Origin of the sequence: Paenibacillus sp. PAMC21692, assembly GCF_014303795.1 — a bacterium.
GTDB lineage: Bacteria > Bacillota > Bacilli > Paenibacillales > Paenibacillaceae > Pristimantibacillus > Pristimantibacillus agaridevorans.
Genome location: NZ_CP060293.1, coordinates 5,456,818 through 5,480,362 on the forward strand (window position 1 = coordinate 5,456,818; position 23,545 = coordinate 5,480,362).

Annotated in this window: 19 protein-coding genes; 6 read left to right on the forward strand and 13 right to left on the reverse strand. The window is 53.0% G+C overall.

Annotated features, from left to right (window positions below; all coding sequences use genetic code 11):
- The first annotated feature begins 51 nt into the window (after positions 1-51).
- Both H7F31_RS22070 and H7F31_RS22075 read left to right on the forward strand, forming a co-directional pair.
- Positions 52-756, forward strand: a complete 705-nt coding sequence (locus tag H7F31_RS22070; RefSeq protein WP_187100557.1) for a FadR/GntR family transcriptional regulator — start codon at positions 52-54, stop codon at positions 754-756.
- Between the two features lie 183 nt (positions 757-939).
- Positions 940-1,299 carry a hypothetical protein gene (locus H7F31_RS22075; protein ID WP_187100558.1) on the forward strand — a complete coding sequence of 120 codons (360 nt, stop codon included), beginning with the start codon at positions 940-942 and terminating at the stop codon, positions 1,297-1,299.
- A 126-nt stretch (positions 1,300-1,425) separates the two neighbouring features.
- Here H7F31_RS22075 and H7F31_RS22080 read toward each other — a convergent pair whose 3' ends face one another.
- A complete protein-coding gene (locus H7F31_RS22080) occupies positions 1,426-1,623 on the reverse strand; it encodes a hypothetical protein (protein ID WP_108996125.1) in 198 nt (65 codons plus the stop codon).
- Positions 1,620-2,276: a phosphatase PAP2 family protein gene (locus H7F31_RS22085; RefSeq protein ID WP_187100559.1), complete on the reverse strand. Its 657-nt coding sequence runs from the start codon at positions 2,274-2,276 to the stop codon at positions 1,620-1,622. The genes H7F31_RS22080 and H7F31_RS22085 overlap by 4 nt, the downstream gene beginning before the upstream one ends.
- Before the next feature lie 113 nt (positions 2,277-2,389).
- On the opposite strand from H7F31_RS22085, the gene H7F31_RS22090 reads away from it, so the two are divergent.
- The 3 genes from H7F31_RS22090 to H7F31_RS22100 are packed head-to-tail and all read left to right on the forward strand — an operon-like array spanning position 2,390 to position 5,249.
- Positions 2,390-3,256: a class I SAM-dependent methyltransferase gene (locus H7F31_RS22090; RefSeq protein WP_187100560.1), complete on the forward strand. Its 867-nt coding sequence runs from the start codon at positions 2,390-2,392 to the stop codon at positions 3,254-3,256.
- Positions 3,256-3,987 (forward strand): RluA family pseudouridine synthase, encoded by a 732-nt coding sequence (locus H7F31_RS22095; protein WP_187100561.1) that lies wholly within the window; start codon positions 3,256-3,258, stop codon positions 3,985-3,987. Before H7F31_RS22090 ends, H7F31_RS22095 begins: the two co-directional genes overlap by 1 nt.
- Positions 3,987-5,249 carry a CapA family protein gene (locus H7F31_RS22100; protein ID WP_187100562.1) on the forward strand — a complete coding sequence of 421 codons (1,263 nt, stop codon included), beginning with the start codon at positions 3,987-3,989 and terminating at the stop codon, positions 5,247-5,249. Before H7F31_RS22095 ends, H7F31_RS22100 begins: the two co-directional genes overlap by 1 nt.
- Before the next feature lie 590 nt (positions 5,250-5,839).
- On the opposite strand, the gene H7F31_RS22105 is transcribed toward H7F31_RS22100, so the two are convergent.
- Positions 5,840-6,244, reverse strand: a complete 405-nt coding sequence (locus H7F31_RS22105) for a MarR family winged helix-turn-helix transcriptional regulator (protein WP_187100563.1) — start codon at positions 6,242-6,244, stop codon at positions 5,840-5,842.
- A 209-nt stretch (positions 6,245-6,453) separates the two neighbouring features.
- Here H7F31_RS22105 and H7F31_RS22110 point away from each other — a divergent pair, with 209 nt between their 5' ends.
- On the forward strand, positions 6,454-6,621 hold the full coding sequence (locus tag H7F31_RS22110; RefSeq protein WP_179215424.1) for a hypothetical protein: 168 nt from the start codon (positions 6,454-6,456) through the stop codon (positions 6,619-6,621).
- Here H7F31_RS22110 and gyrA read toward each other — a convergent pair.
- From gyrA to nth, 10 genes are all read right to left on the reverse strand, one after another.
- Positions 6,612-9,068, reverse strand: coding sequence for a DNA gyrase subunit A (gene gyrA, locus H7F31_RS22115; protein ID WP_187100564.1), 2,457 nt, complete (start codon positions 9,066-9,068; stop codon positions 6,612-6,614). The genes H7F31_RS22110 and gyrA overlap by 10 nt on opposite strands.
- A 12-nt stretch (positions 9,069-9,080) precedes the next feature.
- The gene (gene parE, locus H7F31_RS22120; protein WP_187100565.1) at positions 9,081-11,051 is read right to left on the reverse strand and encodes a DNA topoisomerase IV subunit B; all 1,971 of its coding nucleotides are present in this window, start codon (positions 11,049-11,051) and stop codon (positions 9,081-9,083) included.
- Between the two features lie 366 nt (positions 11,052-11,417).
- Positions 11,418-12,608 carry a M14 family metallopeptidase gene (locus tag H7F31_RS22125; protein ID WP_187100566.1) on the reverse strand — a complete coding sequence of 397 codons (1,191 nt, stop codon included), beginning with the start codon at positions 12,606-12,608 and terminating at the stop codon, positions 11,418-11,420.
- A 117-nt stretch (positions 12,609-12,725) separates the two neighbouring features.
- A complete protein-coding gene (locus H7F31_RS22130; RefSeq protein WP_187100567.1) occupies positions 12,726-13,001 on the reverse strand; it encodes a YqkE family protein in 276 nt (91 codons plus the stop codon).
- A 367-nt stretch (positions 13,002-13,368) separates the two neighbouring features.
- Complete coding sequence (purT, locus tag H7F31_RS22135; protein WP_187100568.1) at positions 13,369-14,547, reverse strand: formate-dependent phosphoribosylglycinamide formyltransferase; 1,179 nt, start codon at positions 14,545-14,547, stop codon at positions 13,369-13,371.
- A gap of 338 nt (positions 14,548-14,885) precedes the next feature.
- Entirely contained in the window at positions 14,886-16,709 is a 1,824-nt protein-coding gene (locus H7F31_RS22140; protein WP_187100569.1) for an ABC transporter ATP-binding protein, read from the reverse strand.
- Positions 16,706-18,511 (reverse strand): ABC transporter ATP-binding protein, encoded by a 1,806-nt coding sequence (locus H7F31_RS22145; RefSeq protein ID WP_187100570.1) that lies wholly within the window; start codon positions 18,509-18,511, stop codon positions 16,706-16,708. The genes H7F31_RS22140 and H7F31_RS22145 overlap by 4 nt, the downstream gene beginning before the upstream one ends.
- A 285-nt stretch (positions 18,512-18,796) precedes the next feature.
- Entirely contained in the window at positions 18,797-22,501 is a 3,705-nt protein-coding gene (locus H7F31_RS22150; protein ID WP_187100571.1) for a dynamin family protein, read from the reverse strand.
- A gap of 34 nt (positions 22,502-22,535) precedes the next feature.
- On the reverse strand, positions 22,536-22,811 hold the full coding sequence (locus tag H7F31_RS22155) for an NAD/NADP transhydrogenase alpha subunit (RefSeq protein ID WP_087566949.1): 276 nt from the start codon (positions 22,809-22,811) through the stop codon (positions 22,536-22,538).
- A gap of 5 nt (positions 22,812-22,816) precedes the next feature.
- The gene (gene nth, locus H7F31_RS22160; protein ID WP_187100572.1) at positions 22,817-23,512 is read right to left on the reverse strand and encodes an endonuclease III; all 696 of its coding nucleotides are present in this window, start codon (positions 23,510-23,512) and stop codon (positions 22,817-22,819) included.
- Positions 23,513-23,545 lie beyond the last annotated feature (33 nt).

Genomic DNA, 23,545 nt, shown 5'->3' on the forward strand with positions numbered 1-23,545 from the left:
AGTAAAGCTACCTTAATGTTGCGTTTACTCTATTTCACTAGGAGGATTTCTGTGTTAGAAATAAAAGCGGTTAAGAGAGTAACCGTCACCGAGCAGATCATGGAGCAGATCGCCGGACTCATAACCTCCGGACAGATCCTTCCAGGCGATAAGCTGCCGAACGAAAGAGACTTGGCGGAGCAATTTCAAGTCACCCGCGGTCGCGTTCGAGAAGCCCTGCGCGCGTTATCCCTTGTCGGATTGATTACGATAAAAGCTGGAGAAGGCAGCTTTGTCAACGAAAGGCAAGTACCGATTCCATCCGAAACGATCATCTGGATGTTCCATAGCGAAATCCATAACTTGGACGAAGTATATGCTGCACGCAAGCTCATCGAGTCGGAGGTTTACATGTCTGCGACTGCACATGCGACGGAGGAGGGCATCGATCGCTTGCAGCAATTTTTAACGCAAATGGGAGAAGCCTTGAACAATCATACATCGGAGCATTTTCTTGATTTATTAGATCAGTTCGATCTTTGTATGGGAGAAATATGCGGCAATCGGATCTATGGAAAGCTCATGCAGACAATCGTCCATCTGCGCAGAGAAACGAGTCTGAAGCTGCTCAATGTACCAGGGGCAATGGAGAGCAGCGCACAGATGCGCTCCGCTTTGCTTCAAGCCCTTATTGCGAAAGATGAAAAAAAAGCTAGACAAGCTGTTAATGCCTTTTTTAGAGATTCGCAAAAGTTTTATGATCGTCTCGTTACATAATTGAATGAAAAGATGGCGGCCGAGAGTGAACTCCTCTAACCGCCATCTTTTCGTTAATGGGATATTTTATCCATGTTTGTTTTCGGAATATATTTTCGTTTACATCTATTCATTTCCCATGTTAAATTCTTTATTAAGAACATCTGTTGTTCTTTATATATTTCAAGAAGGAGGGATTCACTCATGGCCATATGGAAGAGAGTCGTCGGATTAACCTTGTTGCTGACGTTTCTAGCATTCCCGGCTTCTGCCTTCGCCTCCAGTTATTCGAGCAGTTATGACAACAATGGGAGTAAAGGCTTCCTATCCAGCCTGTTCTCCGTCTTCGGCGGTTCTTCCGGGAGCGGAAGCAGCGATAGCGGAGGTTATGGCGGCGGAGACAAGTATGAGAAAGGCAAAGCATCGGACAAAAAGAACAGCGGCGGCTTCTGGGATTGGTGGGACGATGATTGGTGGGATGACGATTGGTGGGATGATTTCTGCTGGTGGGAAGACAACCGGGATGATTCGAAGAAAATTTGGGAGAAGTACTATTGCTATTGATGCTTATAGTCTTTGACAATGCGAAACGCTCAAGGTAACACGGCTTCGCCATCCTTGAGCTGAGCGAAAAAAGACAACCGGACAGCGTCTCTTGCTAACATTCGCCAGAGAAGCCGCCCGGTTGTTTTATTCGAATGGAGCATATTGCTTTAACCTGTACTTATATCCGCAGAACGAGCATCGAAAGACAACGCTGTCCTCACCGATTTCGAAGCCGAACCGGTCATCATCCTCCAGCTCAATAAATTCCCTTCCATGTTCGTCACGGTCTCCCGTTGCAAACAATCCCGTACGATTGCCGCATTCGCATTCCAGCACCATCATGATAGCCGCCTCCTTCCTTTCCGTTCCTGTATATGGCCGCCCTCACGGAATAGCAGCATAACCGCCGCTACAATAATCAATCCCCCAGCATAACCAGCCGCAATATCGGACAAATAGTGGACGTGGAAATATAAGCGGCTAAGTCCTAGTAAAAGGATGATGACCCCGCATAGTGCCGCGATCATCCCTCTCTGCCATCCTATAACGTTACGTCTGCTTATGATGAAGAGCCCGGTCAGGCCAAACAGGATCAATCCCATCATTGCATTCCCGCTCGGGAAACTGGAGCCGTCTACCTCAATACCCCAAGCTTGAACCGGGCGCGCACGGTCTACGCCTGCTTTGATGGCCGTATTAAGAGCATAGCCGGCTGCCATCGCTCCGATCAGATACCACGATTGTCTCAATCCCCGTCTCCAGCCTATGATGGCGGCTATCAGAATTGTCAATGCGACAAGTCCGGCTGTCGAGCCCACTTTGTCCAGCGCCTTCATGAACGTCGTCCAGCCATCGCTCGCCCATCTTGCCATATAGGTATGGAAGTCGACATCAATGGCGTAACCTCCTTGCACGGGCAGTGTAGTCCAGAGAATGGCCAGTCCTGCGGCTCCCGTCAATAATAGAATAAACCATACCGTCTTGTTCGCGACCAATAATAACGCCTCCAAACGTCTCCATTCGTTGCTTCCTCTTCCTTGCTTCGTTATAATAAGCGATGATATGTTTACTTTACAAGACTTTCAATAGATAAGGAATGGTTGATTTGATGTATGTAGCTGATCAGTGGTCCGATTACGAGGTAATCGATACGGGAGACGGAGATAAGCTGGAGCGTTGGGGCCAATATGTGCTCCGCCGTCCCGATCCTCAAATCATTTGGCCCATCGCCGATGAGAACGGTGATTGGAAGCGTGCCGACGGGCATTATCACAGAAGCGCTTCCGGAGGAGGCAAGTGGGAGATGCGCCCTAGCTTGCCCGAACGTTGGACGATTGCTTACGGCGATCTTAAGTTCCATATCAAGCCGACGAACTTCAAGCATACCGGCTTATTCCCTGAGCAAGCGGTCAATTGGAGCTGGATGATGGACAAAATTCGCAAAGCTGGGCGTCCCATCCGCGTGTTGAATCTGTTCGCTTATTCCGGAGGAGCGACTGTTGCAGCCGCATCCGCCGGCGCCGAGGTCTGCCATGTCGACGCCGCCAAAGGGATGGTCCAATGGGCCAAGGACAATGCCGTCTTGTCCGGACTGGAGTCTGCGCCCATCCGATATATTACGGATGATGTATTTAAGTTCGTTCAGCGCGAGCAGCGCCGCGGCCGCACGTACGACGCCATTATTATGGATCCGCCGTCTTACGGCCGGGGTCCTAACGGAGAGACCTGGAAGCTGGAAGAGAATTTGTACCCGTTCCTGCAAACATGCACGACGATTTTATCCGACCAGCCGCTTTTCCTGCTCATTAATTCTTATACGACCGGCTTGTCGCCGACGGTTCTGCATAACATGCTTCATATGTCGATGAAGAGCAAATACGGCGGAGCCATCCATTGCGGCGAGATCGGCTTGCCTATCACCCGTTCCGGCCTTCAGCTGCCTTGCGGCATTTTGGGGCGCTGGGAGTCCGAATAATGGCCATTGACATCTTATTCGAAGACAATCATGTGCTGGCGGTCGTGAAGCCGCCGGGCATCCCTTCCCAGGAGGATGAGACGAGGGATCCGGATATGCTGACGCTACTGAAGGATGACCTGAAGCTCCGATATGGCAAGCCAGGCAATGTTTTTCTTGGTCTTGTCCACCGCCTGGACCGTCCTGTTGGCGGCGCCATGGTGTTCGCCAAAACGTCCAAGGCGGCGTCGCGATTGTCCGAAGCGGTTCGAAGCCGGAATTTCGGCAAAACCTATATGTGCATCGTTCAAGGCACTCCGGCAAAACAGACTGCGACTTTGAAGCACTATATCCGCAAGGATGCGAAGCGCAATCTGGCAGTTGTCTTCGATTCGCCTGCTGCAGAAGCAAAAGAGGCCATTTTGGACTATACCGTTATGGCATCCGTTCATGGCTTCAGCTTGCTTGCCGTCAAGCTCCATACCGGCCGGACGCATCAGATCCGCGCCCAACTGGCGCATATCGGCTGCCCGCTAGTCGGAGATTCGAAATATGGAGCCGCCAAACGAAAGGACATCGCCGATGTCCAGCTTTGGTCCACCTCCGTATCGTTCCCGCATCCCGTCACGAAGGAAACTTTGACGTTCCGCTCGCTGCCTGAGAGAAATGCCGCATGGGGCTGGTGGACGAGTGAGGAGCTGGAAGCGGCCTCGACGGTCTTTATAGCCGATAGTCCAAAGAGAGGACGTTAATGACATTGAGAAGAAGATCATCCCGTAAAGCAAGGCCTTATGTTTTGTTTTCTATATTAACCGTACTCGCATTGGCCGTGGCAGTCGTATGGCTATACCCAACCATAACCGGCGACTCCGGAAATCAAGTTCCAGGTTCGTCGGGAACAACAGCTAATGCTACGCCAACCATGGAAGCGACCATCCCTGCCTCGCCTACGCCAGAGCCTACGCCCCCGCCTCCTGTTTTTGCCGAAGCCGTTTGGTTGGGCGTCGGCGACATTATGAGTCACTCGCCCCAATTGCCCGGGGCTTACAATTCGGCTACCGGAGTATACGACTTCACCCCTTTCTTCGAGAACGTTAAGCCCATCCTGAGCGAAGGGGATTGGGTGATGGCAAATCTGGAGACGCCTATTGCGGGCGCAGACTTCGGTTATAGCGGGTATCCGACCTTCAATGCTCCCACCGAGCTTGCCGAAGCGTTGAAGAACGCCGGCTTTAACTTGTTGTCAACGGCCAACAATCACTCGCTCGACAAGGGGGAGAAAGGACTGTTGCGCACCTTGGAAAACCTGAAGGAGATCGGACTGCAAGCGTTTGGCACGGCCTCGTCGCAGGAAGAAGCCGATGCGCTTGTCATCTCGGAGAAAAACGGCATTACGATGGGACTGCTCTCCTACACTTATGGAACCAATGGCATACCGATCCCGCAAGGAAAGCCCTATCTCGTCAATCTGATCGATGAAGCAAAGATCAAAAACGACATAGCCCGGCTCCGCGAAGCAGGTGCGGATCTGGTTACCGTAGCCCTGCACTTCGGCTCGGAGTACCAGACCGTTCCTAACGACTCTCAGAAGACGCTGGCACGCTCCCTTGCCGCAGCAGGCGCCGATATCATTGCAGGCTCTCATCCCCATGTCCTCCAGCCTTACGAGATGGTAGATTCATTTGACGATCAAGGCCGGCCGAAGCAATCCCTTATCATCTATTCCATGGGCAACTTCATCTCCAATCAGCGGGGCGAATCCAAGGATTACGGCGCGATCTTTAAGGTAAACATCAAGAAGAACGTCACCGAGGGAACGATAGAACTGACGGAAGTCGAAGCTATTCCGACATGGGTTCATCGGTATCGTCCGGACAAGTCTTACCGTTATCGCGTGCTGCCGGTCGAGGCGACAATTGCGGCCAGCAACGATCCCTTGCTTGCTGCCGGCGACTACGCGATGTTGAAACAAGATTTGGCCATGTTGACCGAGCGGCTGGACTCCATGAAGTAACATAAGGAATGGCTGTCAGCGACTTAAATTCGCTGTCCCTCGGTTCGTTCCAAATCGGCATAATAACCTGGCGCCGTGCCAAAAAGCCGAAGATCGCCCATTGTGGCGGATCTTCGGCTTTTCTGCATGCTGTATTTGGAATGAGAAAAACGTCAGAGCAATTCACCCTGACATTCCTTTCTGTGCTAGCGTCAAAAAGGTCGCCCATGTCGACGGTGTTCGAATGGCTTTCGCTCGAATAAAAGGAAAGATGCCCTCTATTGTCCCCGTCTTCGCCCTTGCTTGCGCTTTAGAGGGAAATCCTCCCTCTAATCCCAACCGGCTCGTTGTATTCGGGCATAATCACACCGATTAGAAGGAGCTTTTCCCTTTATGCCGAGCCTTTCGCCTGATTTACTCAGATTAAGGGGAGCTTTTCCATCTATATTCCCCCAGCATGGGCAAACAAGGGGCGAATCGTACAAACTGTCGAACTTGCAGACAAACTCGCCCGATTTACCTGACATACTGAAATCCTTCATTCTTAACAGCTTGACCTATTTTCTGCTCTATCGGCAGTATAGTTGCATCATTTCGTATACAAAAACAAACTAATGATTGGCTACCTTGCCTAATAACAACACCAGCAGCTGTTGATTATGGGCAGAGATGCGATCTAGCGATTCCGCGATCAGATTGCTGCGAACGCCTCTTCCCCGCTCCGCTTCCGACTTGCCTTGCTCAGAAACCGTAATCCATACGATACGCCTGTCCTGATCATCCCGCGAACGGACGATTAAACCGTTTCGCTCCATCCGATCGAGCAAAGTCGTTACGGCCGCCGGAGTCGTGGACAAATACGGGATCAGGTCGGAGGGTTTCATGCGGTCCGACTCGAGCAGCAGCTCCAATACGTTCAACTGTCCTTCGGTGAGCGGAGCCAGCCCCTGCTCCAAATTCATCTTCCAATCGCGCGACAGCTTCGTCCACACCTTCGTAAAGTCTTCGGCAATCATTCCTCCTCCTGCTCCCTTCCCAATCCATTCTCTTAACTCTATTATACCGATCGTCCATGTCGAATAAAAGGTTAACCCGATTAATAGTTTACGCCTCTTATCGCCATCATTTCGAACCGTTTGACAGAAGCAGACATATAATGAGGCGACAGCTGGGCGCATCGTGCGGATAACGAAGCAGCAACCAGCCGGCGAGGAGCGTGATTCGGTTGGATGAGCGGAAATCGGAAGTGTTGCGCAAAATAAAAGCTTACGGCATCATCAAAGACCCGCAGTGGCTGGACCGCCCTGACGAGCTGGTGCCACTGTGGGTCATGCTGGAAGTGATGCTGGAGCTGATCGAAAGATTTAACCCGCCCGGCCAGCCTTACGATTGATGGAAGGCGGACGCGGACCGGATAAATGTCGTCGTAATGACATCCGGCTTCTCTATCTGGAACAACGACTTGCCGATAGACTTGCGCTCTTCGATCGGCGCTTTCTCGGAATCGGCAATGTGACGGGCGCCCGAAGAAGTAAGCGCCACAATCTCGAGCGGCTTCGTGCAATAATAAGCGGCAATCAGCGAAGAGCCGTTAGGACGGACCCGCTTGCCTTCCTTGAACTCGAAGGTTTGCACGCCTTTGCCGCCTCTGGCTTGAATCGGATAATCCAGCAGGAGCGAACGTTTCGCATAACCCAGATCGGAGATGACAAGCACTTCGCCTTCATCATCGGCAACCCATAACGCTGCCGTAATCTCATCGTCGTCCTTCAGTGCGATGCCCCTCACGCCGCTTGAAACACGGCCTATCGGGTTGACCTCGGATTCCTCGAAGCGAATGCTCATGCCGTTTTTCGTTACAAGCACGATGTGCTTGGAATTGTCGGATTGGGTGACATGAATGACTTCGTCGCCGTCGGCAACCTTGCAAGCCGCTACGGCAGTGGATCGGGTCGTTGCATATTCCTTCAGCTCGGTACGTTTTACTTGTCCACGTTTTGTAACGAATACAAGTGATTGGCCGGCTTCGTTAAGATCCTTGACGGGAAGGACGCTGACGATGCCGTCGTCCTTAGGCAGCTGAATAATGTTAACGATCGCGGTTCCCGTATCCTTCCACTTGAATTCCGGAATCTGATGGACAGGCAGCAGGTAGAATTGCCCCTTGCGCGTGAACAACAGCAGGCTGTCGATCGTATTGACGAGCAGCATGTCGCGAATGACGTCCCCGTCCTTCACCCCGGAATTGTCGAGCTCGCCGCCCGAACGCGTGAAGGACAGCATGCTGGTCCGTTTCATGTAACCGTCCTTGCTGAGCGTAACAAGCACATCCTCGGGGGTTACCATGACTTCCAGATTCACCTTCAGCTCTTCGACTTCTCCTTGAATATCGGACCGGCGATCGATGCCGTATTTGTCGCGGATCTCCTTCAATTCGTCCCGAATGACGCCGATCAGCTTCTTTTCGCTCTCCAGGATGGAACGAAGATAAGCGATCTTTTTCTGCGCTTCCTTAAGCTCCTTCTCGAGCGATGTAATTTCCAGATTCGTCAGCCGGTACAATTGCAAGGTCAAAATCGCGTCCGCTTGGCGCTCCGTGAAGCCGAATTTCGCGACCAGGTTATCCTGCGCGTCGCCACGGTTCTTGGAAGCCTTGATAGTCGCGATCACTTCGTCCAGCAGATTTAATGCTTTAACGAGTCCTTCGACGACATGAGCGCGGTCCTCCGCCTTCTCCAGCTCGAACTGGGTCCGATGAGTGACAACTTCCTTCTGATGGTCCACGTAGGCCGACAGCATCGGCAACAAGCCCAGTTGTTGAGGCGCCTTGTTCACGATCGCGACCATATTAAAGTTGTAGGTCACCTGCAGGTCCGTCTTTTTGAGCAAATAGGCCAGAATGCCGCCCGCATCCGCATCCTTCTTAAGCTCTACGACGATGCGCAGCCCGTTCCGGCCGCTTTCGTCGCGAACCTCGGCAATTCCCTCCACCTTTTTCTCCAGGCGGATGTTTTCCATCGCGGTGACCAGTCTGGATTTGACGACCTGGTAAGGGATTTCGGTAATGACGATCTGCTGCTTGCCGCCGCGCATATCCTCAATGGCCGTCTTGGAACGAATGTAGATGCGTCCTTTGCCGGTTGTATACGCTTCCCGTATCCCCTCCTCGCCCATGATAAGACCGCCGGTCGGAAAGTCCGGACCTTTAACGATTCCCATCAGCTCTTCCAGAGGCAGCTTGGGATTGTTCATATAAGCAATGCAAGCGTCGATAACCTCCCGCAAATTATGCGGCGGAATCTCTGTCGCAAAGCCGGAGGAAATGCCGCTGACACCGTTCACCAACAGATTCGGGTAACGCGAGGGCAGTACGACGGGCTCCTTCGTTGTATTGTCGAAGTTGTCCTTGAACTGTACCGTTCGCTTATCGATGTCTCGCAGCAGTTCCATAGCGATCTTGGACAGCCGCGCTTCCGTATATCGCATCGCCGCGGCGGGATCGTCGTCCTGAGATCCCCAGTTGCCATGGCCGTCGACAAGCGGATGGCCCATCTTCCAAGGCTGCGCCATTCTCACCATGCCTTCGTAGATAGAGGAGTCGCCGTGGGGATGGTAATTGCCCATGACGTCGCCGACGGTCTTGGCCGACTTGCGATACGGCTTGTCCGGCGTATTGCCCGCGTCGTACATGGCATATAAGATACGCCGCTGCACGGGCTTGAGACCGTCGCGGACGTCGGGTATAGCGCGGTCCTGAATAATATATTTCGAATACCGTCCGAAGCGGTCTCCCACGACCTCCTCCAGGAACGCGGGCAGAAATTGTTCCAGGCTGCTCATGCGGATCCTCCTCTACTCTTCATATTCGGTAAAGTCTACGTTTTCGATGATCCATCGCTTGCGAGGGTCGACTTTGTCGCCCATCAGCGTCGATACGCGACGCTCTGCTTTTGCCGCGTCTTCGATCTGTACCTGGAGCAGCGTACGAGATTCCGGATTCATCGTCGTCTCCCACAGCTGGTCCGGGTTCATCTCTCCGAGACCCTTGTAGCGCTGAAGCTCGTAACCTTTGCCGTATTCCTTTAGATAATTCTGCAGCTGTTCGTCTGTCCAAGCGTAACGCACGGTCTCCAGCTTGCCGGATTTGCGCGTAATTTTGTACAGGGGAGGCTGCGCAATATAGATGCGCCCCGAATCGATGAGCGGCTTCATATACCGGTAGAAGAACGTCAGCAGCAGCACCTGGATATGGGCGCCGTCCGTATCCGCGTCCGTCATGATGATGATTTTGCTGTAGTTGCTCTCATCCGCTTCGAATTCGGGACCTACGCCTGCGCCGATGGCGGATATGATAGCTTTGTATTCGTCGTTTTTCAGGATATCGACAAGCTTGGCCTTCTCGGGATTCATCGGCTTGCCCTTGAGCGGCAGGATGGCCTGATGCTTGGAATCGCGTCCTTGCTTCGCCGACCCGCCTGCGGAATCGCCCTCCACGATAAAGAGCTCGTTGCGCGTGTAGTCCTTCGACTGCGCAGGCGTCAGCTTGCCGCCCAGATTGGAGCTCTCGCTTTTCTTCTTGCCGCTTCGGATCTCTTCTCGCGCCTTGCGCGCCGCCTCGCGCGCCTTGGACGCCTGCACGGCCTTCTTGAGCAGCGATTGGGCTACCTGCGGATTTTCCTCCAGGAATACCTGCATTTTCTCGGCTACGACGGCATCTACCGCGCTGCGGGCAGAGGCGCTGCCGAGCTGGTCCTTCGTCTGACCGACGAATTCCACCTCCGACATTTTGATGTTGACGACGGCCATCATCCCTTCGCGCAGATCGTTGCCCTCCAGGTTCTTGTCCTTCTCCTTCAGCAATGCGGCCTTGCGGGCGTAATCATTCATGACGCGCGTGTAGGCCGTCTTAAAGCCCGTCTCGTGCGTGCCGCCGCCTCGGGTTGGGATAGAATTCACGAAAGACGCAATCGTCTCCGTGTACCCGTCGTTGTACTGGAGCGCCACCTCCACTTCAATGTCGTCGCGGTCGCCGGCAAAGTGGACGACGTCATGCAGCGCCGTCTTCCCCTCGTTCAAAAATTGTACGAACTCGCTTGCGCCGCCTTCGTAATGAAAGACGTCGTCCTTGCCGCTGCGATCATCCTTGATCGTCACTTTAAGCCCGGAGTTCAGGAAAGCAATTTCTTGCAGCCGCTCTGCCAGCGTATCGTAGTTGAACGACGTTCCGTTCTGGAATACCCTGCTATCGGGTTTAAACGTTACTTTCGTACCGGTGCGGTTGCTGTTGCCGATAATCTCCAAACCCGTGACGGGTTCGCCGACGTGCTCCTTGCCTTTGTCATCGATCCAATATTCGAATCTCATCCTATGTATCTTGCCGTCGCGGTAGATTTCTACTTCCAGCCACTCCGACAGCGCGTTTGTCACTGATGCGCCAACGCCGTGCAGACCGCCGGACTTCTTGTATCCGCCGCCGCCGAACTTTCCGCCTGCATGCAGGATCGTAAATACGACTTGCGGCGTAGGTATACCTGTCTTATGAATCCCGGTAGGGATGCCCCTCCCGTTGTCGTACACCGTAATGGAGCCGTTTTTATGCAGCGTCACATCGATCGCGGAGCAAAATTTAGCGAGATGTTCGTCCACTGCGTTATCCACGATCTCCCAAACGAGATGATGCAAGCCGGATAAGCTTGTACTGCCAATGTACATCCCCGGACGTTTCCTGACAGCTGTCAATCCTTCGAGCACTTGTATATCATCGGCCCCATAATTGCCTTCCGCGGCCGTTCCGTTCGCGATTACATCCATTTGCTCACTCATGAGCTTCCCCCAGTCCGTGATACTCGTAATATCTCCAAGCTATTTTAAAGCAAGACTATCCATTCGTAAAGTCAATCTGCAATTTACCCATTATATAAAAACAAACGAACGTTCGCAAAAGTGAAATTTTGACGTCTAAAATCGTCTGTTCTTGACGAGTATGAACGAGTCTATGACAGATGTTCCTGGCGCAATGAAGTTGTTACCATAGTGCGCAATTCCGCGCCTCCTTATGCCGAATCCGCGAAAAAAGGATGCCGCCTGGGCATCCCCGACTTAAAAATATTTGAAAACCTCTCTGTCGAGGTCTTTTCGGGTTGAGCGAATTGGCCGTGATTTATATGCATGCTTTCAAATTTACGCGGGTTACATATACAAGGCTGCAAGCATAATACTCAGAGCGGAATCGTAGATCTCGCCGAATTGTTCGATCGGAAGCGGATTAACGCCGCTGCCCAGCTCCACGGTAAATCCGGGAAGCCGGAAGTCCTGGATAAACCAGTCTTTGTAGCCGGCTGTGCTGTCCGCATTACGCACCGCTTCGTATCCGCTGACAGCCGCGAATTCGTTCGCTAACACCTCGGATTGAGGCGGCTCCAGTCCCTCGAAACCCCAGAATATGACTTTGCCTTGCGTATGAAACGCCAAGGCGCGCTGAAACCCGCTGGCGCGCGTGAATTCGGCTAGACTCCGCGCCTCCGGCTCCGTAAGCGGCGCTGTGCCGGAGTAATCTCGCGGAGCAGGGACCTGAGGACCTTGAACGGCATCGCGCTCCCACAGCGCGGGAAACTGCTTGTTGAGATCCACGCCGCGTATATTCGCCTTCCATCCGGAGAAGTCGTTGCTCCCGCCGTTGATCGCGATCGCTTCGCTTCTATGCGGCTCACCATCCGGCGGACCGCTTACCACGAGATTGACGCCATCGGGATTGACCATCGGAACAATGGACAAAGACGTCGTCAAGTACTGCGGATACATCGCCAGTCCGCCGAGATCCATACTATTTGTCAAAGACAGCAAATAATCATTCAGGAACTGCATGAGTACGGGCGTCGTAATCCATTCGTTGGCGTGCATGCTTCCATTAAAATGAATTTTTTTGTTGCCGTTCCCTATACCTAGCGCGGGGATTGGCTTGCCCATGACCGAAGTGCCGATGTCCGATCGGACGAGGAAGGGATAAATATCCGTCAGCCTGTTCATATCCTCGAGCAAGGAACCGTAGCCATAAAGACGCCTGGCTTCCACGACGCGCCGCGTAACGCGTCTAGGAACCGCTATTTTGGAGCCGATGGACAACATCTCGCCCTGCAGCTCGGGATTGCTCTGGAGCAGCAAGTCCACAGATACGCCGTTCATCGTCGCGATCCGCCAGAGCGAGTCTCCCGCAATAACCGTATGTTCTGCCCATATATATCCCGGAATCTGAACGGTATCGCCTACAGCCAGCACGCCTGCGGCGACTTCGCGGTTGGAGTCCAGAATGAGCTGATACGGGATGCCGAACCATACGCTGTACTTCCACAACGTGTCGCCCGGCCTAACCTTCACTTGCATGTCTTCGCCTCCCCATGCTCGGAGCGCCGCTGCTTAAGCTTTCGACGCACGTATCCTTACATCATCGTATGGCGAAGATTGGCTGGAGGTTCGGCTTTAGCAACATGGCGAACAGCCTTACTTGTATTTGTTCCAGTTTGGGTCGCTGTTGTTCAGCAAATAAGAGAAGTCGTTCTCCTTCAGCTTTTGCTCGCGTTTCTTGGCTTCTTCCGCTTCCTTGCGTTCGCGTTCCTTGCGGTCCGCATCCTCCTGCGTAAGCCGATCCGCTTGCGCCTTCAGCTTATTAAGCACATCCGCGCCAAGCAGCTCCTTAAGCGTCGCGCCTTGCTGCTCAGGCTCCGAAGTCGGAGCGGCTGGCCGCCGCTGCCCTTGCGGTTTTCCTTTTTTGCCCATTGTCGTAATTCACCTACTTGTTCTTATAGTATGTGTTCAAAAAGTTCGGTTTCCAGCACATGAGCTTATGCTTCCGATGCTGCGTTTTTTTCAAAAACGCTGTAGAAGATGGAACGAAAGTAGAAACTGAGGAGCGGAGCGTAGTGGTAGCTACGTGAGCACCTGCAATGTTTCCGGAGGAAACATACTTCGAAAGCATCCGCTTAGTTTCGCTAACCTCGGGCCCCGCGAAAGTAATCGGAATAAGCATCAAAGCATCCCTTCACTTTCGTGGGTATCGGGATATATTCGAAGTCGAGTAGGCTTCTTGGCATACTTCGTGATCAAAAGCGGACTTTTTGAACTACCTTTTAAAGAAGTTGAAGTTTCACTTATAGTCGAAATGGAGACATTCCGCCGCCGTGCGCGCAAGATCGCGAGCCGCTTCAACATCGACGGCGCTTGACAATACCACTGCCATTCGTCTGCCCTCTTTCGTCTCCGGCTTGCCGAATAGACGGACTTGAGTGTTAGGTACGGAGAGAGCTTCTTCGATACCGCCGATGCGGAACTCCGCTGATTCGCGATCTGCTTTGAGCGTATGCGATGCGCCAGGCGTCAGCAATCTGATTGCAGGGATCGGGAAACCCAGAATTGCGCGTACATGCAGCGCGAATTCGGACAGATCCTGCGTCGCCATCGTTACCATGCCGGTATCATGCGGACGAGGAGATACCTCGCTAAAGAGTACGCCCTCCGGCGTTAGAAACAGCTCTACGCCGTAAATACCGTAGCCTCCCAGCTCCTCTGTAATTCGAAGCGCAATCTCTTCCGCTTCTCGAATGTGAGCTTCGCTCATCTCATGGGGCTGCCATGATTCGATATAGTCCCCGTCTTTCTGAACGTGACCGATCGGCGGACAATAACTTGTGCCGGAAACGGAGCGTACCGTAAGCAGCGTGATCTCGGAGTCGAACGTAACGAAACCTTCGACTATAATACGCGCTTTTTTCGCTCGGCCGCCCTCCATGGCGTAGTTCCAGCAGCTCTCAAGCTCGGCCTCGGAGCGGCAGACGCTTTGTCCTTTGCCCGAGGAGCTCATAATCGGTTTGATCACGCAAGGGAACCCGAGCTCCGCAGCAGCAGCGCGCAGCTCGTCTAGAGAGTCCGCGAACCGATACGGCGCCGTCGGGAGGCCAAGCGTCTCCGAAGCCAGCCTGCGGATGCCTTCGCGATCCATAGTCAGTCGCGCTGCACGGGCAGTCGGAATGACATGATGTCCCTCGGCCTCCAGTGCAACCAGCGTCTCCGTCGCAATCGCTTCGATCTCGGGTACGATTAGATCGGGCCGTTCCTCTTCGATAATGCGGCGAATAGCGTCACCGTCCAGCATGTCCGTTACGTATTTGCGATGTGCCACCTGCATGGCCGGGGCGTTGTCATAACGGTCCACGGCAATCGTTTCGACGCCGAGGCGCTGAGCCTCCAGCACAACTTCTTTCCCGAGCTCTCCGGAGCCGAGGATCATCATTTTGCGTGCCTGCCGGGATAACGGTGATCCATACATAAAAAAAGAACCCTCCTGGAAACTTTGATAGTCTCCATTCTGAAGGTTCTCCCACCAAAAATCAATATAAGGAGGTTCAAAAGACCACTTTCCATTACGAAGAATTTTCTAGAAGAAGCTTATTCGGCGTCGAATATTGAACTCAGCCGAATCTAAGGCATATGCTTACGAAGTATGTTTCCTCCGGAAACATTGCAGGTGCTCACATAGCGCTGCTATGCTCCGCTCCTCAGATTCTAGCTTCGTCCAATCTTCTCGGTACTGAAAAGCGATCTTTTGAACATTATTTATATTTTAAACCTTTAAACCCTCAAACCTTAACCTCAACCTTCAGCACTTTAAACAAACTTGAACTGAGCTTCGATAAGGCCGTTGTAGACGCCTTGTTTTTTGACCAGCGCCGCATGATCGCCTTGTTCGACGATGACGCCGTGATCCAGCACGATGATATCGTCCGCATGGCGGATCGTGGACAGCCTGTGCGCGATCATGAACGAGGTGCGACCCTGGAGCAGCGTCTTGAGCGCTTCCTGGATCTTTAGCTCCGTCTCGGTATCGATGCTCGCCGTTGCTTCGTCTAGGATCAGAATCTTCGGATCGGCCAGCAAAGCACGGGCAAAGGATAGAAGCTGTCTTTGGCCCATAGACAAGACGTTGCCGCGTTCTTCGACCTGAGTGTCGTACCCGTCTGGCAGATTCATGATAAAATCATGCGCGTGAACCGATTGCGCCGCCTTGACGATCTCGGCGTCCGTCGCGTCCAGACGTCCGTAACGGATGTTGTCGCGGATCGTGCCGGAAAAGATAAACGTATCCTGCAGCACGATGCCGACCTGCGAGCGAAGGCTTTCGATAGAGACGTCGCGGATGTCTATTCCGTCGATAAGAACGCGTCCCTGTACGGGATCATAAAAACGGCACAGCAGGTTGATGATCGTACTTTTGCCGGAACCCGTATGGCCGACTAAAGCGATGGATTGACCCGCTTTGACGTTGATGCTGACATTTTTGAGCGCAGGCCTGTTCTTCTCGTATTCGAAGACAAGATTCTCAAATGTTACGTCCCCGCGGATCGCGGGCAGTTCCTTGGCGTTGCCGGCTTCTGCTACCGTCGGCTCTTCATCGATGAATTCGAAGATCCGCTCCGACGAGGCCATAGCGATCAAAAGCTGCGAGTACATTTGACCCAGCCGGTTGATGGGATCCCAGAAGTTGCCGATATAATTGGCGAACGCCACGAGCAAACCGACTGTTATGACTTCATTCTGAATCAGCGTCGCACCGTACCAGAACAGAATGCATGTGCCGATTGCTGCCGTTACCTCAATGATGGGACCGAACATTTGGTTAAGCGCGGATGCCTTATTCCAAGATTTAATATTGTCGGTGTTCATATGGTCGAAGAAGCTCATATTATCCTTCTCTTGCACGTACGCTTGCGTGACCTTCATTCCCTGAATGCTTTCGTTCAAGTGGGCGTTAATACGGGATTGCTTCATCCGTACCGACTGCCAGGCGAATCGAATCCGCTTCCGCAAGGATGACGATACAACAAACATGATCGGTACCGTAATCATAACCGCAAGACCCAGCTTCACGTTTAGCCCCAGCAAAATGATGACGATGCCGAAGAGCTGGATGCAGTCCATCAGCAAGTTGACGACGCCGTTCGTGAACAGCTCCTGCAGCGCGTTGACGTCGTTCGTGACGCGCACAAGCACGGATCCCGCAGGACGTTTGTCATAGAAGCGGAACGACAGCTTCTGAATATGCTGAAACAGATGCTTGCGAAGGTCATAGATAACCTTCTGGCCGATGATGTTCGTATATTTGATCCGATACGTGTTGGAAATCCATTGAATGACATACAGCGCCAGCATTCCCGCCGCAACCGCCACCAGTTCGCCGACGTTCTTAGAGCCCGTATCGGCCATCAGGATATTGTCGATCGCGTATAACATCAGAAGCGGATTCGTCAACCGCGTCAGCGTACCGATCACCATCATGATGATGACTGGCATCAGCTGCCGATTGTACGGCTTCATGTAATTGTACAGCCGCCTCAGCTGCGCCCAGTTAAACGGCTTTTCGATTTCTTCGTCGTCCTGGTATACGAATCTTTCGTTTCTGTTTCTAGCTTTCATCTGCGATTTTGCGCTCATTGTACCGAACTCCTCCGAGCTTCGTAAACTCCCGGTATCGGCGACCGACCGGCTTCTGCTTGTTGTTTCTCAATATAATCCGCATATTGGATGCGGTACGTATCCAGATAAGGACCTTTTTGAGCGATCAACTGCTCGTGTGTTCCCCGTTGCACGACATGTCCTTCGTCCAGGACGATAATTTCGTCGGCATGGCGCAATGAGGAAATACGGTGTGCGATAATAAAAGTCGTTCTGCCAGCCATCAACTCCTTGAAGCCCGCCTGAATTTCATGTTCCGTCTCCATATCGACAGCGCTCGTCGCGTCGTCGAGGATGAGGATACGCGGATTTTTGATCAATGCGCGGGCGATGGCGATCCGCTGCTTCTGGCCGCCAGACAACCCCATCCCTCTCTCGCCTACGACTGTATCGTAACCAAGCGGCATTTCCATAATAAAGTCATGGGCTTTGGCCAGCTTCGCCGCCTTAATTATCTCTTCGTCCGTTACGCCGCCAACGCCATAAGCGATATTGTCGCGTATGGAAGCCGAGAACAGGAAGGTTTCCTGGAATACAGGAGCGATCTGCCTTCTGAGCGATTGTACGTCCAGGTTTCGAATATCGATGCCGTCGAGCGTAATGCTGCCCTGCTTCACATTGTAGGCACGCATCAGCAGCTGGATAACCGTAGATTTGCCAGAGCCCGTTCCTCCCAGGAAACCAATGACCGTACCAGCCGGGGCATCCAGACTGAGAGAGGTGATCGCCGGAGCTTTGTCTGGATAGTTAAACGTCACGTTTTCAAAGCGGACATGCCCCTTTACTTGTTTGTCGCTCGCCACGATGGCATCCTTCACGTTTTTCACGTGAACATGTTCATTAAGCAATGTCAGGACGCGCTCGCCGGAAGCTTTGAATTGCGTATAAGCATTAATATGAAAGCCGAGACCCCACATCGGGCCGATAATGTACCAGATCAAGCTGAAAAAGGCAATGAATTCACCTAGCATCATAGATTGGTTAATGACCATAATGCCGCCTGCGACCAGCAGGATGACCGCGCACAAGTTCGCCGTAAGCTCCATCACCGGGAAAAACCGCGCCCATATGGAAGACGCTCTTACCTGATTCTGCTGGTACGCGTCGCTCCGAATTGAAAACTTGGATACCTCATGGGTTTCGCGCGCGAATGATTTGACGGTACGAACGCCCGTAATATTCTCTTGCACCGCTGTTGTCAGATCACTCATCGCCTGACGCATTTCGCGGAATGCGGGATGGATCTTCCGTTCGAACTTAAGCGCCAGGAAAATCAAGAGCGGAATCGGCAGCAAAATAATGAGCGTCAATTGCCAGTTGAAATACATCATCATCGCTCCGCCGAATACGACCATCAGCACCATGTTGAGAATTTGCGCGAAGCCGAATCCGATAAATTGACGGATCCCCTCCAGATCGGCCGTCAATCGGGACATCAGGTCTCCCGTTTTCGCTTTGTCGTAATATTGAAAGGATAAGGTCTGCAGCTTGTCGTACAATGCGTTTCGAAGGTTATAGGCAATTTTGTTGCCCAGTCTTCCTCCCAGAAATCCATGTAAAAATTGATTAATCGCTTTCAGTGTAATGACGCCAACGACCAGCATTGCGAGACCAGGCACGAGTTCAAATCGCTCCGGTGTGATTACATCGTCAATCAGATAACGCAGCAGGTTCGGATACACCAGCCCCAGCGCAGTCGCGATCATCAAGAACAGGATCGAGCCGAACAACAACTTTTTATCCGGCCAATAAAAGGCTTTTAACTGCCTCAGTACGTCCAAGAAAATCCATCTCCCCATCTGTTTTCTTAAGTATGAGTGCATATTACCAGCATCGTTATATAGGAGCAAATTCGATAATTTTGCGAATTATTGAGTGTATCCGCTTATTATGGCGATTGGGGGTAAGGAATGCTCGATACCTCCCAAATAATCTCGTTTGATTGCCATAATGTACGTATTGCTCCGTTTTTGCACGTTTGCACACAAAAACAATAAAAGCTTTTGCCGGGCGGAACCGCACCGGCAAAAGCATTAAGCGAATCGTGATATGGAAGGCGGACTGGATCAGACTTTTTGGATATCGATTAATTTTTTTCTAAGCGTCGTCAGCTCCATCACGGCTGAGCCGCCGGCAAGCGATTGACGCTTGCCCTCGGCATAGGCCAATACATCCGTCATTAGACTTTTACCTACTTGCTCCGAAGCTTTATCCCACTCGCGGCCGTAATGTGTATGCCACTGAGTCGCGGATGCGGATGTCCACGCTTGAATGGAAGGAACCAGGATGCCTTCAAGCTCCTTGCGCAACTGTCCCTTGCCTTCTCCTTCGAAAAATTGTCGCGGCGACTTAAATCGGCTCCACAACCATTTGGCTTCGATGGAGGTTTCTTGCCACATCGCGCTTTCCTCCGGTACGACAAGCGATTGCGGCGCATATGGAGCCGCCTCGTAGCCAGGCAGCAACTCGCCAAGCCCCAGCGAGCATGCAGCGTGCTCTTTATTCAACTCGCCGTTCAGTGCCCGCTCAACGCGCAGCGAAGTCGCCAGGAGCTCCTGGGACAGCTCATGTTGAATAAGGCGCTGAAGCTCCAGCCAGGACGTCCAGACGACCCGCTTTAAGTCTCGGCCGTCATCTTGCAAGGACGCAGGGTTAAAGGCTAGGTGGAAGAAGTCCCCAAGCCTGAATTGCAACCGTTGAGCCACATAATATAGCAGCTCCGACATCTCTTGCTTCAGCCCTTCCGGCAAAAGCGCGTCACGCAGACGCTCCATCGGTTCATTAACGCGGCCCATGGAGGCTTCCAGCTTGACGCGTTCGGCCTCGCGAGCCGACTCGTCGCCTTGCGCTCCTGCAATCCAACCCTCCAACTGCCCGATTGTCCGCTTGAGCTCTTGGTCAGCGGAATCGATGGCGAGAGCGCCGAGATCCGTTGCTATAAAGGAGAGGAAGTCCCCTTCGAAAGCAGTGATGCGCGAGCGAATAAGAAGCGCCTCATTGCGCTCCGTCTTGCCGTCCAGCGCTTCGATGCTGGATACGGGATACAGCCGGGGATGCCGGATGGAATGCTGGAGCAAATTATGCTCCACATGCATCAGAACATGTTGCAGCTCTTCCTCGTCGGCAGCCAGATCCGCGGCGTTGACGATAAAGAACATTTTGTCCAGCTCGAACTGGTCCTTCACGCGGCCAAGCTGATCCAGGAACTGCCGGTCCGCTTGGGAGAAGGCGTGATTGTAATAAGTAACAAACAGAACGGCATCGGCGTTTTTAATGTAGTTGAAAGAAACGCCCGTATGCCTTGCATTAACAGAATCGGCGCCAGGCGTATCGACCAAGACGATGCCTTCCGCCGTCAGCGGACAATCGTAGTGGAAGTCGATCTCGCTTACAAAGCAGGAGCGCGACTCGTCGGCAACAAACTTTGCATATTCTTCGCGATCGACATGCAGCTCCATGCCCAACTGTTTTTCGTGCTCGTGCCACCCGTTCCTTGCCGCGCGCAGGAAGCTGTAATGCGGTCTGCCGCCGGCGCCGATGGAATCCGGCGATAGTTTATCAATAATTGCAAGAATCGACGCTCCATCAGGCAATGTCTCCTTGGTCGCGCGTTCGCCAAGCAAGGACAAGGAGTACCGCAGATCGTCCAGGATGGCTTCCTTAGACTTCATAGCGACCCGTGCAGTGCCATGCCCGAATTGCCCGGTAGGCGGCATTAGACGATTGATCGCCGCGGTAGTAGGATTCGGAGATACCGGCAATACGGCTTCTCCGATCAAGGCGTTTGCTAGCGAGGATTTGCCCGCGCTAAACGCTCCGAACAACGCGATCGTAAATCGGCTGTCTCCTAGACGACGCGCCTTCTCCGCAAGTGCCGCCGCAGCAGCTTGCAGCATGGCATGCGGCTCCAGCAGGTCGGCAGCTTGCCTCATTCGCTTCGAAGCAGCCAACTGCTTCGAGCGGATGGACGAAGAACGGTCAATCGTCCGTTCATCCGCCGTCTCCGACTTAGCGATGGCTATGGCAGCTGCGGCAACTTCCTGCTTCATACGGCCTGCATCATCTTCTCTGCCGCTTGCCGAGCGCAATGGCGGCGAGGAAGAGCCCGCATACGACTGCGTCTGCCCGCTCGCTCCCGCAAGCGCCATCTCCGCAGGGTTCGGCAGCTGCGGTCTCATTAACGCGCCAGGCTGCATCTGGCGGAGCTCTTCCTCCCTGCGCTTGATAGCCAGCTCCAGGTCATGAAGCGCATCGACCGCAGCCGTCTTGCCGCCGAGGACGGCAAGCTCTCCTTTCGCAGCCCCAATATCGGCGTCTACGGAAGCTGCCGCATGAACCGCAAGCACATCGATCACTTCCATCGCGCGCCGCCGGTATTCGCTCTTGACATCCCCGGCCATATCCTTGCTGTAAGTCATCGTGTATTCGTTGCCGAATACGGCGCCTTGCTTTACTCTCGAAACCAACCAGTCGTCGTCCGGCGTCCAGCCCAGACGTTCTGCCAACATAGATTCCAATTGCTCGCCGGCGTAACCTCCGGCAGATGCCGCTTGCCTCAGCAACTGCTTTACATGCCAATCCATGCTCGCAATGATCAAGCCGCCAAGCTCCGTGCGGAACACGGCAAGGCGCCGCTCCTGCTCCGCGGCCGTCTTGGCGCCGGCAAATAGAAGTCCGGCTTTAAAGCCTGGCTTGCGGCTGTCCAGAAACGAATGAGCCAGATCCCTTAGAGCGGCCGGCGTAATATTGGCGTTATCCAGTATCGATTGGAGCTCCGTACGAAGCCGCGTACGATATTGTTCCTTTTCTGCCTCCAACGATCGGATATTGTCTCTCAGCCGCGCAGCTTCCAATTTGACGGAGCTCAGCGCCTCTTCCCCGCCCGCTTCATCCGTAAGTCTTTCGCGTTCCGGCTCGCGGCTTTCGTTCTCCCATTTGACATGACCATTAACCAGATGGCGCAGCGAAGCATCCACGCTGTATGCGCAGAGCTCCTCCCGCTTCTCCTTAAGCTGCTCGATCAGAGTCAGAAGGGTATCCCATTGATGGTGGGGATGGTCCGGCTGACGCAGGGAGAGGTACAAAATGCCTGCCGGCTCCAAGTGCCAGGCGTGAAACGCATCTTCTACGCTGCTCTTGTAGGCCTCGAAGCTAAGCTCGCGGTCCCGGTGCTTATCAATCTGATTGACGATAAAATAAAGCGGCTTGCCCCAGTCCTTCAGGCTTTTCGCAAAAGCGAAGTTGATCTCGGACTGAACGTGATTGTAATCCATGACGTAGAAAACAACATCCGCCAGATGGAGAGCGGATTCCGTTGCCATCCGGTGAGCATCGTCCGTCGAATCGATTCCCGGCGTATCAAGCAAAGTCATCTCCGATCCCAGCAGGTCGCTAGGGTATCGAATCGATACAGACAGGAATTTCTCCCCGTCCTTGCAATAAGTGTCCAGATCGTCGATCGGCACCTCCGCGTGGGAAGCGACGCCTCCGGCTTCCGTCTCTACAAAGGCTATCGCCCGGTCGCCGCCTCGGATCGAAACGACGTTCGCGCTTGTAGGGATCGGACTGGAGGGAAGCAGCTTCGCGCCGCACAACGCGTTGACGAGCGTAGACTTGCCTGCCGAGAAATGTCCGCATAAAGCAACAGTAAGCCGACCTTCGGTCAGCTTACTGTTCAGCTCCTGCGCTTGTACGGCACGGGTATGGTCGCCAGCGGCTTCCAATTCGGCGCCGATCTTGTATAACGCTTCAGCTAGGTTCTGCACGTTCATTACTTTCGTCATCTCCATACTATTGTACTCGCTCTTATACCGCTTCTTCTTCTTCTGTCGACGGCAGGCAAATCTCGAATACATTGCCATGCTGAAGAATCATAATGTTGCGCTCTTTCTCTTTCATCACGACAACCTCCGGCTTGACGCGCATACGATCAATATATTGATCCGGCACGTCGCCTGATCCGCTCACCGTAATGCCATCGATGACGATATCTTCATTCTCCTTGGGAGGAGATTCAAGGACTTGCTCGTAAATATCCGAGAATAGTTCAAAATTGTTTGTGTACACGGAGATACATTTCATATTCATCATCCTTCGACTCTTGATTTGGTATTCTTACCTTTATGTTTGGTCTTGGCCGCCGGCTTCATACGTGCTTTGCCTTCCTTGCACAAATCTAGCAGCGGACAAATCGGACATTGCGGACTTTGAGCCTTGCAATGGTAACGTCCGAAGAAGATGAGTCGATGATGCGTCAAGATCCATTCGTCTCTAGGCACCAGCTTCATCAATTTATGCTCTACTTCCAATACGGTGTCATCCGACTTCGCGATGGCGAGGCGCTTAGACACCCTCTCCACATGCGTATCGACTGCAATGGCGGGTTCGCCGAATGCATTTGACATAACTACGTTGGCTGTCTTCCTGCCCACTCCGGGAAGCTCTATCAATCCTTCGTGCGTCCGAGGCACATCTCCTTCGTACTTGTCGATCAAGATGCGGCTGAGCTTCTGTATATTCGAAGCCTTGCTTCGGAACAAGCCGATTCGCCTGATGTCCTGCTCCAGCTCTTCGAGCGGAACGCTCAGATAATCTTCGGGACGCTTATACTTTCGGAACAGGTCTGCCGTCACCTTGTTCACCGTCTCGTCCGTGCATTGAGCCGATAGCAGCACGGCAATCGTCAACTCGAACGGATTGTCGTGATTCAGCTCGCAATGCGCGTCAGGGAACATGTCGGCGATGATATCCAATATATGACGCATCTTCTGCTTCGCATTCATCGCTGTCCTCCAGAGTAACAACACTATCGTTCA

Excerpts from the sequence above, each read along its gene's own strand:
- parE (WP_187100565.1), bottom strand. The coding sequence starts at position 11,051 with ATGAGTGAGCAAATGGATGTAATCGCGAACGGAACGGCCGCGGAAGGC.
- H7F31_RS22125 (WP_187100566.1), bottom strand. The coding sequence starts at position 12,608 with ATGCAAGTGAAGGTTAGGCCGGGCGACACGTTGTGGAAGTACAGCGTA.
- H7F31_RS22130 (WP_187100567.1), bottom strand. The coding sequence starts at position 13,001 with ATGGGCAAAAAAGGAAAACCGCAAGGGCAGCGGCGGCCAGCCGCTCCG.
- H7F31_RS22140 (WP_187100569.1), bottom strand. The coding sequence starts at position 16,709 with ATGAGCGCAAAATCGCAGATGAAAGCTAGAAACAGAAACGAAAGATTC.
- gyrA (WP_187100564.1), bottom strand. The coding sequence starts at position 9,068 with ATGAGCAGCCTGGAACAATTTCTGCCCGCGTTCCTGGAGGAGGTCGTG.
- H7F31_RS22090 (WP_187100560.1), top strand. The coding sequence starts at position 2,390 with ATGTATGTAGCTGATCAGTGGTCCGATTACGAGGTAATCGATACGGGA.
- H7F31_RS22080 (WP_108996125.1), bottom strand. The coding sequence starts at position 1,623 with ATGATGGTGCTGGAATGCGAATGCGGCAATCGTACGGGATTGTTTGCA.
- H7F31_RS22155 (WP_087566949.1), bottom strand. The coding sequence starts at position 22,811 with ATGAAATGTATCTCCGTGTACACAAACAATTTTGAACTATTCTCGGAT.
- H7F31_RS22095 (WP_187100561.1), top strand. The coding sequence starts at position 3,256 with ATGGCCATTGACATCTTATTCGAAGACAATCATGTGCTGGCGGTCGTG.
- H7F31_RS22150 (WP_187100571.1), bottom strand. The coding sequence starts at position 22,501 with ATGAACGTGCAGAACCTAGCTGAAGCGTTATACAAGATCGGCGCCGAA.
- H7F31_RS22075 (WP_187100558.1), top strand. The coding sequence starts at position 940 with ATGGCCATATGGAAGAGAGTCGTCGGATTAACCTTGTTGCTGACGTTT.
- H7F31_RS22100 (WP_187100562.1), top strand. The coding sequence starts at position 3,987 with ATGACATTGAGAAGAAGATCATCCCGTAAAGCAAGGCCTTATGTTTTG.
- purT (WP_187100568.1), bottom strand. The coding sequence starts at position 14,547 with ATGTATGGATCACCGTTATCCCGGCAGGCACGCAAAATGATGATCCTC.
- nth (WP_187100572.1), bottom strand. The coding sequence starts at position 23,512 with ATGAATGCGAAGCAGAAGATGCGTCATATATTGGATATCATCGCCGAC.
- H7F31_RS22105 (WP_187100563.1), bottom strand. The coding sequence starts at position 6,244 with ATGATTGCCGAAGACTTTACGAAGGTGTGGACGAAGCTGTCGCGCGAT.